This window comes from Mesorhizobium sp. M5C.F.Cr.IN.023.01.1.1 (assembly GCF_003997585.1).
GTDB classification, from domain to species: Bacteria; Pseudomonadota; Alphaproteobacteria; order Rhizobiales; family Rhizobiaceae; genus Mesorhizobium; species Mesorhizobium wenxiniae.
Map to the genome: position 1 here is coordinate 22,969 of NZ_RZSU01000069.1, position 11,075 is coordinate 34,043.

Here is an 11,075-nt window from a genome sequence, read left to right on the forward strand (position 1 = left end):
AAATCACACGCCGAGCCTTCTTTCGCTGGTGCGAGACGCGGCCTTTCTTGCCGCGGCTGGCCGTCACTTCCTTGCAAGGAGCGGTCGGCTCGATGGTTTTGATGACGTGCTCGACCATGGCGCCGCCGAAATTGCGCTCTGCCACGATCCTGTCGGCCTTCACCTTGTCCGGCGTCTGCGACCAGCGGCCATGATATGCATCGACAGCTCGGCGCCCCCAGCCGTCAGGAGATAGCATGCATGTCCGGTTAGCAAGAACGTAAGCGCGACCGTCGATACCCTTGCCAGCCACGATGATGCCAATCTCGTCACCATCATCGCTTTGCCCCTTGGGCCTGAAGGGTCGACGGCGACCACGACACGCTGCAGATCGGGCTGGCGGCAATGTTTTTCTTCGCCCTCGGCGGAGGGTGCTTCGGCGGATAGCCAGTCCGGCGGACCCGCTCGCTCCCCACCCCGTTAGGCGCGTGCGTCCTCGGAACGGAGTCGCATCATCGGCGTTACCGGGCCAACCAAACGCTGCCAATGATATGGAGGAACGGGCGTGATCGAGTTGACCGAGAAGGAAAAGCGCTTTCTCAAGCGCGTTGACACCATCACTCACGTTCCCTGGTCGAACAAAGTCACCGCCGCAGATGCCAAAGGCAAGCCAATGCGTATCGCAAGGGCGACCTTTGCCCGATTAAGAGACGACGGCATCATCATCCGATCTACTAGCGACCTGACCTCGAACACCTACGTCATTAATTCTGCACCCGTGACGCCACAAGTCGCGGAAGTGCAGGAAGCGTCCTGATCGGGCGGGATTGACCGTGCGGATCGCCCTGATCTCAGCGCCCGATGATCGCGCCTGATTTTGGTTGCGCAGGTCACCGTCTGAGCACTCGCGGGAACAAAGGTCGTTTCCGCCTGTTAAATCACACCTCGAACAACGGGAGACTGCGATGCTCACCAAATCTCTATTAGCCCTTATGCTGGCTACCAGCTTGACTGCAACAGCAGCACCTGCCCTTTCGCAAGAGACGCCAACACCTACACCGCCTGCCGCAGCCGATGATGCTCGCGACGACTTCGACTGGGGTTGGTTGGGCCTTATCGGCCTACTGGGTCTGGCAGGTCTAACAGGCCGCAGGAGGCGGGACGACACTCTCGGTCGGACGAACGTCAGGTAGTGAGCTACGGCGTGAGCGCCGAGCGCCGCTCCGCCATCCTCGCCGCCCCCTATGTAGCGCTCCGCCTCAGATGTGCGATGCTGAGCACCGCATCGGCGCCCTCTCTGCGTCGCACAGTGCGGCGTTCTACATCCTGCCTGGAGGCAGTTCAGCGCAAATCACCCTCAAGCGCCATGGCTGGTCCTGGAGCGCTGATGCGAAGCGGTGCGCCGTCTGATCGGCGAGGTGGAATTGAATCGCTTCACCAAGCGTCGCGACGTGTCCTCTGACAATCGATAGTCTTTGAACACCTCCAGCGCCTGTGACCGTGAAGGCCTCGGTGGAGCGGTCGAAGACGCTCGCCTGTTTCTAGCGCTGTTTGGCAGGAAGACGAACAACGCTCGCTCTCATTCCTCGCGACCTTCTGACCAGCAACGAAACGCGCTGTTAACGCCGTTCGCGGGTGACAGGATGTAGGCCGCAGTTCGAAAGTGTAGTCTGCATTTCGCTGTCAGCCGCGGAGGCGGAAATGAAGTTGCTTCGGATTGCGCTCCTGTGCACGGCCATGATCGGCCTTGGAATGCCGCCCGTTCGAGCTGAGGATCAGCCGGCTCCGCCGAACAGCGAAGCAGCAACAGAGCAGCCGCCAGTTCATTGCGAGGGGCAAAACTGTCTCCCGCCGGCGGATAATCCTGTGCAGGAATGCACCGGACAAGATTGCATGCCAGCTCCGCCGACCGAACCGGGTCCGGAGATTGAGCAGGTCGAGTGAGCAGCATCAGCGGACGATCTCTCTTTTGGCAGGGATACGGCTCATTGGTTCCCGCGCTTCCGGCCAGCAGCGCACCGCTGGCGTTCCAGACTGTGCCAACCAAATCGAAGCCTAGGCTGCACGTTCGCGAACAGCCGGAACCAACGGCGACGACAAGCGGTTTACCAATCGAAGGGACTGTAATGGATGCAGGATAATGGAATTTCTGGATTTGGAATTGGCGAGAGCCCGACAGCGGCTCAGCCGAGCGGAGCTCTCCCTTAGGCGTGCGAATGAAATGCTGGATGAAGACTGCGGTGTCGGCATCAATATTGCGTTGTGCAGCAGGATACGGGCTGCGCAACGTCGCGTGGCCGAGGCCAGATCGCGGTTGATGAAGATCGATCCAACCAGCGCTGACGGTTTTCGCACGGGTTGAACCGCACGTTAACGCCGCGATAGGTCGGGGTCATGCGGCATCCCCTCCTGGCCGCTGCCCGTGCCCACTTCGCAAGCAAAGCTCGCGCTGAACAGCGTCATGCAACGCTCGCGGTTCGCGGTTGATAGTATCCGAATCGAACCCGGCACGTTGCGTCTGTCCGCCCAAGGTCGCAACCACCTGCTTCCAGTAGTTCGTCGCAGCGGCGCCGCGCTTGCCCGAAAGCACCTCGGCAACACGTCGGACTTTGCCGACACGCTTCGCCATCGGGAAGGCGATCACCAGACAAGGCGGGTTCCAATCCAGAACTTCGAGCTGCTTTATGCAACCCTCCTCTTGGCTCGCACGTAAGCGCCTAGTTCTTCACCTTCATCGCCTCTGCCCCGCAAGGGTCCAAAGCCGCCCTCCGTCAAACCGATAGCCCGGCTAGAACCATCATGTTGGTATAAATCTGAAACACTATCGTGCAGATCGCTGCGAGCGAGATCGGCACGCCAAACGGCACGACGCCTTTGCGGTCCAGGTGCTGAATGTAGAGGCGGAAAGCGCCTTGCGGCAGCATGAGCGGATTTTTGACGACCATCGCCGTGGCGAGAGCGAAAACCAGCAGCAGCACTGAAAATTCGACGAGGCCGCTGCCGCCTATCAGCAACGGCACCACCGCCATCAGCTTGACATCGCCGGCCCCGATCTTGCGCATGGCCCAGAACGGAAAGAGCGCAGCAAACAGCAAAAGACCGGCAAGCGCGCTCAGGCCCATGTCCCACCACGACCCGGATTGCACCGATAGGAGCTGCAGCGAGCCCGAACCCAGGCAAAGCAGCAGCAGCACATTCTGGTTGGATATCTTCTGGGTGGTGAAGTCGAGCCAGGCGATCCTTGCCAGCAAAGGAATGGCTAGTCCCTTCAGCAGCAGCGATGCGGCGAGCAACATGCTGTCGCCTTACCGCTCGAGATTCTTCACGCTCGACGACAGCAGCTGCAGATTGTTGGCCACGGTCGGATCGTTGGGCGCCAGCTCATAAGCCTTGAGGAAATTGCTGCGTGCGTCCTGCAGCTTGCCGCGCAGCAGATAGGAATAGCCGACATTGTTGTAATATTCGGGCGTCCCGCCGACCAGCCGGAAGGCTTGGCGATAGGCGTAGTCGGAAAGGTCGAAGCGGCGGATGCGATCGCTAGAAGCGGCCAGGCCCATCCAGGCACCACCATCATTGGGCGCCAGTTGTGTCGCCTTGTAGAACAAGGCGCCAGCATTGCCGTAATTTTCCGCGCGGAACTGGTTCTTGGCTTCGGCAACGGCCTGGTCCGAGGCATAGTACTCGACGTCGCTGACCGTCTTCAGCCCGTCGAAGGCATCGCCAAATGCCGTCACGTCACCTTTTGAGGGCTCGTTGGTGCGGACGACGCCGCTGGTATCAGCCGTCTGACAGCCGGAAAGCACGATAAGCAGCAAACCGGCTAGGGCTGCGAGGCGCATTGGCCCTATCATTTCGTCCCCCAAAAGAGTTCTCCGACTCTGTATTTCGACCAAAGCACATGATCATCTAGAAGAAAATGCCCCTCATTCGGATGATCACCGGTAACATGATGACCATCAACACCACCGGGAAGATGCAGAGCCCCAATGGGATCATCATCTTGACCGGCAAAGCATTGGCGCGCTCTTCGGCACTCAGGATTCTCTGGGTGCGCATTTCGTCGCTGTAGACGCGCAAGGCTTCCGTGAGACTAGTGCCAAGTTCTTCCGACTGCCTGAAAAGCACAGCGAGCGCCCGCGCCTCGTCAAGACCAATGCGGTCGGCGAGTTCGCGCAACGCCTCGCGCAATGGCTTGCCGGCGCGCAACTGCAAAGTCATGATCGAAAGCTGGATGCCGAGCCACCTGTGGGTGCCGGCCAGTTCACCGCTGACACGCTCGACGGCCGCCTCGAGGCTCATTCCTGCGTCGGCGCAGGTTATCATCATGTCCATGAAATCGGGAAAGCCACGACGATAGATCCGCTTTTGTGCCTTCTCGAAGCGATCGAGCAGGACGCTTGGAACCACGATGCAGGCGAGCCCAAACAAAGCAGAGCCGGCAAATGCTACGAAAGCGGGCAATTCAGGCGGCAGGACGCGTGACAGCAGCGCATAGGCGGCCAGAAAGCCGACACAGACCGCGCCAAGCCGCGACAAGGTGTAAATGAGTGGAGCGCTCGACTGGTAAAAGCCGGCGCGAAAGAGCTTCGCGTCCAAGGCGCTGGGCTCGTCCCGCTCCTTTTCGATCGATCGAAAATATGCATCCACTGGCCGCTGCGCTGCGATCTTCGCCAGCTGCTCCTGTCCAACGAGCGAACGGCGATCGGCAATACCTTCGGCCATCAGGCTTTTTGCGACCAGCTTCCGCGTCTGCAGCGCCGGCAAGAAGACGAGCGCGCCGAACAGAAAAAGTGCCACCGCCGCCACGAAGACGGCAATGGAAACCAACATACTCAGGTTCTGGACGTTCGAAAACAAGTTACGCTTCGCCCCTGTTCAGAAATCGAAATTGACCATTCGATACATAATGAAATCGCCCAACAGCGCCCACGACCCGAAAATCAGGAACACCGGCAGGATGACCGGATTGTTCCAGACCGTTCCGTAATAGGCTGGGGCAAGTATCTGAAGGATCAGGAACATCGCGACCGGGAACAGCGAGATGATCCATGCCGACACTCGGCCCTCGGACGAAAGCGCCCTGATTTTCATTCGCAATTTCTGCCTCTCGCGCAAAACTGACGCCAAATTGTGTAGAATCTCGGTGAGATTGCCGCCGGTCTTGGCTTGAATTGACAGCGACACCGAAAGCAGATGAAGGCCTTCGAAGCCTACGCGTTGTGAAAGCTTGCGCACGGCTTGTTCAATACTGAGTCCAAAGGTGATTTCGTCGGAAACGATGCCGAATTCAGTGCCGAGCGGATCAGGCATTTCGCGGGCGACGAGACCAATCGCCACCGAGGCCGGATGTCCGGCGCGCAGTGAACGAACGATCATGTCCAGCGCATCCGGGAGCTGTTTCGCGAATTTCTGGATTCGCTTGTTGCGGGCGCGCCGAAGAACAAGAAGCGGCAGCACAAATCCGACCACCAGAAAAACGATGAGGGATACGAGGGTCGAGAAACCCAAAAAGATCGACAACAGCGACGCCAATGCCAGGCCAGCGAGCAGGAAGGTCGCGGCGAAAGACAGCGGGTTTCCGGTGATACCGGACTGGGTATAGAGCCTGTTCAGCCCGATCAGGCCAAAGAGAAAGTCGCCCGAATCCGTCAGCCCGCGTTCGCGCAGCAATCCTTGCAAGGTCAGTTCGGCCGGAACGTCATCAACCAGACGCTTCATCCGGCGGTTAATCGTGCTGACTCGCGAGCGGCGCTTGGCAAAGGTAAAATACAGGGCCTCGCCAGCAAGAATCGTCGAGGCGGCCGCGAGCACATAAATGAAGTAGAGCAAAGTCTGGCCGGTGGGCATCAGAGCGCAACCTGCGGATTGAAGGCGTCCTTGGCAAAATGATGGCCCAGGGTCGCCGCCTCCGGGGCAAAGCGTGGACGGACGCCGGTAGCGCGGAAATCGCCGATGATTTTGCCCTCCGGCGTCACCTCCCGGCGGACAAAATGGTAAATCTCCTGAAGCTGGACGACATTGCCCTCCATGCCGGTCAGTTCGGAGATTGAAACGACGCGCCTTCCACCGTCCGAAAGACGCTGCGTCTGCACGATGATGTCGATGGCCGACGCAATCTGCGCTCGGATGGACTCGTGGGTCATCGGCATGCCGGCCATGCCGACCATCTGCTCGAGGCGGGAGATCGCGTCGCGTGGCGTGTTGGCATGGATGGTGGTCATCGAGCCTTCGTGGCCGGTGTTCATCGCCTGCAGCATGTCGAAGGCTTCCTCGCCGCGAACCTCGCCGACGATGATGCGGTCGGGCCGCATGCGCAGCGCGTTCTTCAGCAGTTCGCGCTGACGAACCTCGCCTTTGCCCTCGACATTCGGGGGGCGCGTCTCCAGGCGGCCGACATGCGGCTGCTGCAATTGCAGTTCCGCCGCATCCTCGATGGTGATCAGGCGCTCCTTGGCCGGGATGTAGCTAGACAGCGCATTGAGCAATGTCGTCTTGCCGCTGCCGGTGCCGCCCGAAACCAGGATCGACTTACGCGACTGCACCGCGATCCGCAGCAGGTCGATCATCGGCTGGCGAATGGAGTTGAGCGCCATCAGGCGCTCGAGCGAATAGGGATTCTTGGAGAATTTGCGGATCGACACCAGTGGGCCATCCACCGAGACCGGCCGCACCGCGATGTTGACGCGCGAGCCGTCTTCCAGGCGCGCATCCGCCATCGGCGCCGATTCATCGACGCGCCTGCCGATGGCCGAGACGATCTTGTTGATGACGCGCAGAAGGTGCGCCTCGTCGCGGAAGCGGATCGCCGTCTCCTCGATCACGCCGCGCCGCTCGATGAAGACGCGCTTGTGAGTATTGATCAATATGTCGGTGATCGAGTCGTCCTTGAGCAGCGGCTCGATCGGCCCAAGGCCCAGCATCTCGTCGGCTGTCTCACTGGTCAGCCTGTCGAGCTCCCGCGCGTTCAGCGGTACAGCGCGAGCACGAACGAACTCGCGAACGATTGGCCGGATTTCGTTCAGGATCTCGTCCTTCGATGCCGTTTCAAGCGCGGCAAGATTGAACCGGTCGATCAGATGGCGGTGGAGCTCGACCTTGAGCGTCAGGAAATCGTCACCTGCCGCTTCGACGTCGGCTGCCGGGGGAAGTGCCGCGACCGGCAACGTCACGATAGGCTCAACCCTTGGCTCGACCCGCGGTTCGCTTGGCCCCTTGGTGAATCGGCCCAACATGACTTCTTCCCCGTTTAATCCCCACGCTGAAACTAAGCGTTAACCACGGATGGCACAAGCGCCAGCCGCATACCATGCAAATTAATACTTCGGACATAGTTAAGATCAAGCATCAGAAAACGCGACGTTTATTTGGTCAGCGACGGTGTCCTAATGCAACACGGGGGCTCGCCCTTCAATGCAAAGTGCCTTTTTTGCCACAAAGGCGTCATGGAACTCACCTAAGGCCTTAGATATAAAGGGATATGCACCGTCACTAATGCTGCCCCGCTTCCGCCATATCCACGGCCAAATTGTGAACGAATGGTTAAGGCGGATGAAAAATTCAGCCAAATCAATGTTTTGATTAGTGTTAGAGTGGCAATGTTATTGCGCGGCCATGTACATGATAGTTAAGGATCCGTTAATCCCGTTTGACTCCGGTTTTCGCCGGGACTTAGATTCGAGATGACGGGGGATGCTCAGGTATGGATTTCATCCTTGGCTCGTCTCGTCGGGTTCAAACTCCAAAGGGAGAGATTGGCATGAAGAAGCTCATGACGATGACCCGGCAGTTCCGCGACGACGAAAACGGCGCTGCCATGGTCGAATATTCCATCCTTGTCGGCATCATCGCCGCAGCAGCGATACTTGCTATCCTGGCGATCGGCGGTTGGGTGACCGGTCGCTTTACCGGCCTATGCGCCGCGCTGGAAGCATCGCCACTCGGCACCTGCAACGTGGCAACGGGCGTCGGAACCTGATCGCCAGATCACGCTCAGGCCCGGGTCCCATCCGATCCGGGCCTGAGCCCAATCGCGACGGGCGAATTCCCGCACTTTAGGCTTGGGGCTTGGGCTATGCGCGCTAACACACTTATCATGATCGTTCTTGCGGGCGTGTTCGGCGTCCTGGCGGTGGTGCTCGCCAATGTCTGGCTCGCCAGCCAGCGTAGTGCCATGGCGGAAGCAAACGGAATCCAGCGCGATACGGTTGTGGTGGCAGCGGTGCCGCTGAAATTCGGCGACACACTGTCGGCCGACAAGCTGCGTGAAATCGCCTGGCCTGCAGGTGCCATTCCGGCCGGAGCTTTCAAGACGACGAAAGAGGCGCTGGCTGGCGAAGGCACCAAGCAGGCGCTGCAGGCGATCAGCGCCAACGAGCCTGTTCTCGCCACCAAGATCACCGGTCCTGGCCAGCGTGCCACGCTCTCCGCGGTGCTCGGCGAAGGCATGAAAGCCGTCTCTATCAGGGTCAACGACGTGCTCGGCGTCGCCGGATTTGTCTTTCCCGGCGATCGTGTCGATGTACTTTTAACGCGCACGGCGCGTGGCGAAGGCGGCGCGGATAAGAGCTTTGTCGACGTGCTGCTGCAGAGCATGAAGGTGCTCGCCGTCGACCAGGTTGCCGACGAAAGCACCGACAGCCCGACGGTGGTGAAATCGGTCACGCTCGAGGCCAGCACCAGGGATGCACAGAAGCTTACCTTGGCCGCCGGTGCCGGCCAGCTGTCGCTGGCGCTTCGCCAGGCAGCCGCCAGCGAGGGCGAGACGACCGAACGCATCACGCTTTCCGACCTGACCGGCGACACGCCGGCCGACGTCGCCGCCAGGGAGGCCGAGCTCGCCAAGCAGGCAATAGCCGAAGCTGAGGCCGCGGCCGAGCGCAAGCGCGCGGACGACAAGATCAATGGGCTGACCCAGGCCGTGGAGCGTGTGGGAAGCAGGCTCGACCTGTTGAGCAGCGCAAAACCTGCTCCGGCAGTGGCCTCAGCACCCCAGGTGCAAGAGATAGTTAAGCAAGTGATTAAATATGTGCAGCCGGAACCACCGGCGCGTGCGACAATCGGCGTCTTTAGGGGTGTGAAGCTCGAATCCTACGACGTGCCGCGACAAAAATAACACCGGCGCATTCGGAAGGGGTTCCGGGTTGGGCAAGGGGGGTAGTCTAGATGCGTATGTTCCGGGGACCACTGGCGGCTGCTGCGCTGGCCTGTTCGGTGATGCTATTGCCGATTGACCTTGCTGCTCATGCAGCCGACCGAAGGATTGATGTATCGAACCCCAGCGTCCACCGTATTTTCCTGCCCATGTCACAGTCGGTGACGATCCAGGTGAACGCCACGCTGGGCGACATCGTCGTCGGCGACGAGAAGATCGCCGACGCCCAGCCAATGACCGACCGGACGCTCTATGTCATCGGCAAGAGTGCCGGCACCACCACCGTCAACCTCTTTTCCGAGGACAAGCGCTCGCTTGGCGTGATCCAGATCGAGGTCGGCGTCGACGTGAGCGACATGGCGCAAGCGATCCGGCAGGTGGCGCCCGGGGCGCGCATTGATATCGGTTCGGTCAACGGCAAGGTCAGGCTTGGCGGCCATGTCAAGGACGGCGCCACGCTGGCGGCGATCCTGCAGGTTGCCCAGCAATACGGGCCTGACGCGATCATAAATGCAGTGACCGTCGACAACAGCCAGCAGGTAAACCTCGAAGTGCGGGTGCTGGAGGCCAAGCGCAATGCCGGCCGCGATCTTGGCGTCTCAATCAGGAGCACCAACGGCAGCGGCACGACCCGCACTGGAACCGGTATTGCCACCGTCGATGAGGACAATTTGGTTCTTGGACCTGGAGGTCTGATTACCGGCCTTCTTTCGAACAGCAATCCATTCGCGGCGCTGATCACTCGCGTGATCGACAGCAACATCAAGGTCGATTTGATCATCGAGGCGCTCGAGGCCAAGGGTGTTGTGCGCATGCTGGCCGAGCCCAACCTCACCACGCTGTCCGGCGAGCCGGCCAGCTTCAATGCCGGTGGCGAAGTTCCTATCCGTAGCGTCGACGGTGATGGCGAGGTCCAGGTCGAGTTCAAGCAATTCGGCGTCAATCTGTTGTTCACGCCGATCGTTCTTGCCGACGACAAGATCAATATCAGGCTGGCGCCGGAAGTCAGCGACCTCACCGGTTTCACCAGCGCCGGCGACCCGATCTTCACCAACCGCAAGCTGTCGACCGTCGTCGAATTGCGCGACGGCCAGAGCTTCGCGGTCGGCGGGCTTCTGTCGAGCAAGAACACCAAGCTACAGAGGCAGGTGCCGTGGCTCGGCCAGGTGCCGATCGTCGGGACGCTGTTCCGGAATTCGAGCAACCAGAAGGAAGAGACCGAACTGGTCGTCATCGTGACGCCGCATATCGTGCGGCCGGTGAAACCAGGCGAACAACTGGCGACGCCGTTCGACAAGACACGGCCCGCCAACGACCCCGAGCTTTTCCTGCTCGGTCAACTGGAAGTGACCAAGGACATGGTTCGCAAATATGAACTGGGCGAAGGTGTCGTTGGCCCCTACGGCCACATGCTCGACCTCAAATCCAAGGACAAGATGCTCTATGTCAAGAAATAGGATCTTGCTCATCCTCTTGTGCGCCGGCTTGCTGACGGGCTGCGCCGACTATCTGAATCGCTACGAAACGATGACCTTGGCCGCAGGCGACACGCAGAAATACAACTCGCTGCTGCAGACGGTCGACCCGCTCAATCCGGCCTCCAAGAACACGACGATCAAAGGCGACGGCGTGCGCGCCGCCGCTGTCGCTGAGAGCTACAGAATTCCACCGCCACCACCGCCGCCGCCAGCCATTACGGTCAATGTCGGCAACACCGGGGTTGAATAGAAGGATGCGAGTTCAGCGTCAGGCAAAGCGACTGGCGTCAGGGGAGCTAAGAGCAAGGCCATGCTGCGGATTATTCGCGCGTTCTGGCACGATCAGAGGGGAATAGCGCTGATTCTCGTCAGTGTGACGCTGCCGGCGATCATCGGCTTTTCCCTGCTGGCGATCGACATGAGCCGGGTCAACAACCTCCACAACGATCTTCAGAAGGGCGCTGACG

At 60.0% G+C, this 11,075-nt stretch carries 11 protein-coding genes and 1 pseudogene; 6 read left to right on the top strand and 6 right to left on the bottom strand.

The genetic code is table 11. From position 1 onward, the window contains the following. Positions 1–46 precede the first annotated feature (46 nt). Positions 47–375 (bottom strand): annotated as a pseudogene (locus tag EOA78_RS37220) (DNA-packaging protein); the annotation flags it as partial. Positions 376–544: 169 nt separating this feature from the next. Between EOA78_RS37220 and EOA78_RS24030 the strand changes: the two are divergent. After that, complete coding sequence (locus EOA78_RS24030) at positions 545–796, top strand: hypothetical protein (RefSeq protein WP_065008252.1); 252 nt, start codon at positions 545–547, stop codon at positions 794–796. A 1,323-nt stretch (positions 797–2,119) separates the two neighbouring features. Further along, positions 2,120–2,341, top strand: a complete 222-nt coding sequence (locus EOA78_RS24040; RefSeq protein WP_127317292.1) for a hypothetical protein — start codon at positions 2,120–2,122, stop codon at positions 2,339–2,341. Positions 2,342–2,750: 409 nt separating this feature from the next. Here EOA78_RS24040 and EOA78_RS24045 read toward each other — a convergent pair whose 3' ends face one another. From EOA78_RS24045 to EOA78_RS24065, 5 genes are all read right to left on the bottom strand, one after another. Beyond that, positions 2,751–3,275, bottom strand: a complete 525-nt coding sequence (locus EOA78_RS24045; RefSeq protein WP_127317293.1) for a prepilin peptidase — start codon at positions 3,273–3,275, stop codon at positions 2,751–2,753. Between the two features lie 9 nt (positions 3,276–3,284). Next, entirely contained in the window at positions 3,285–3,818 is a 534-nt protein-coding gene (locus tag EOA78_RS24050; protein ID WP_127317294.1) for a tetratricopeptide repeat protein, read from the bottom strand. 67 nt (positions 3,819–3,885) lie between these two features. Beyond that, entirely contained in the window at positions 3,886–4,809 is a 924-nt protein-coding gene (locus tag EOA78_RS24055; protein WP_240992648.1) for a type II secretion system F family protein, read from the bottom strand. A gap of 45 nt (positions 4,810–4,854) precedes the next feature. Beyond that, entirely contained in the window at positions 4,855–5,826 is a 972-nt protein-coding gene (locus tag EOA78_RS24060; protein ID WP_127317295.1) for a type II secretion system F family protein, read from the bottom strand. Further along, positions 5,826–7,211, bottom strand: coding sequence for a CpaF family protein (locus EOA78_RS24065; protein ID WP_127317296.1), 1,386 nt, complete (start codon positions 7,209–7,211; stop codon positions 5,826–5,828). Before EOA78_RS24065 ends, EOA78_RS24060 begins: the two co-directional genes overlap by 1 nt. A 524-nt stretch (positions 7,212–7,735) precedes the next feature. Here EOA78_RS24065 and EOA78_RS24070 point away from each other — a divergent pair. From EOA78_RS24070 to EOA78_RS24085, 4 genes are all read left to right on the top strand, one after another. Then, positions 7,736–7,954: a Flp family type IVb pilin gene (locus tag EOA78_RS24070; protein WP_127317297.1), complete on the top strand. Its 219-nt coding sequence runs from the start codon at positions 7,736–7,738 to the stop codon at positions 7,952–7,954. Positions 7,955–8,050: 96 nt separating this feature from the next. Then, positions 8,051–9,091, top strand: a complete 1,041-nt coding sequence (gene cpaB, locus EOA78_RS24075; protein WP_127317298.1) for a Flp pilus assembly protein CpaB — start codon at positions 8,051–8,053, stop codon at positions 9,089–9,091. Positions 9,092–9,192: 101 nt separating this feature from the next. Next, a complete protein-coding gene (locus tag EOA78_RS24080) occupies positions 9,193–10,587 on the top strand; it encodes a type II and III secretion system protein family protein (RefSeq protein WP_281034061.1) in 1,395 nt (464 codons plus the stop codon). Then, on the top strand, positions 10,574–10,858 hold the full coding sequence (locus tag EOA78_RS24085; RefSeq protein WP_127317300.1) for a hypothetical protein: 285 nt from the start codon (positions 10,574–10,576) through the stop codon (positions 10,856–10,858). The genes EOA78_RS24080 and EOA78_RS24085 overlap by 14 nt, the downstream gene beginning before the upstream one ends. The last annotated feature ends 217 nt before the right edge of the window (positions 10,859–11,075 follow it).

What these genes read in the sequence shown, in the direction of transcription:
- EOA78_RS24040 (WP_127317292.1), top strand. Translation starts at nt 2,120, where the DNA reads ATGGAATTTCTGGATTTGGAATTGGCGAGAGCCCGACAGCGGCTCAGC.
- EOA78_RS24045 (WP_127317293.1), bottom strand. Translation starts at nt 3,275, where the DNA reads ATGTTGCTCGCCGCATCGCTGCTGCTGAAGGGACTAGCCATTCCTTTG.
- EOA78_RS24050 (WP_127317294.1), bottom strand. Translation starts at nt 3,818, where the DNA reads ATGCGCCTCGCAGCCCTAGCCGGTTTGCTGCTTATCGTGCTTTCCGGC.
- EOA78_RS24055 (WP_240992648.1), bottom strand. Translation starts at nt 4,809, where the DNA reads ATGTTGGTTTCCATTGCCGTCTTCGTGGCGGCGGTGGCACTTTTTCTG.
- EOA78_RS24060 (WP_127317295.1), bottom strand. Translation starts at nt 5,826, where the DNA reads ATGCCCACCGGCCAGACTTTGCTCTACTTCATTTATGTGCTCGCGGCC.
- EOA78_RS24065 (WP_127317296.1), bottom strand. Translation starts at nt 7,211, where the DNA reads ATGTTGGGCCGATTCACCAAGGGGCCAAGCGAACCGCGGGTCGAGCCA.
- EOA78_RS24070 (WP_127317297.1), top strand. Translation starts at nt 7,736, where the DNA reads ATGAAGAAGCTCATGACGATGACCCGGCAGTTCCGCGACGACGAAAAC.
- cpaB (WP_127317298.1), top strand. Translation starts at nt 8,051, where the DNA reads ATGCGCGCTAACACACTTATCATGATCGTTCTTGCGGGCGTGTTCGGC.
- EOA78_RS24080 (WP_281034061.1), top strand. Translation starts at nt 9,193, where the DNA reads ATGCTATTGCCGATTGACCTTGCTGCTCATGCAGCCGACCGAAGGATT.
- EOA78_RS24085 (WP_127317300.1), top strand. Translation starts at nt 10,574, where the DNA reads ATGTCAAGAAATAGGATCTTGCTCATCCTCTTGTGCGCCGGCTTGCTG.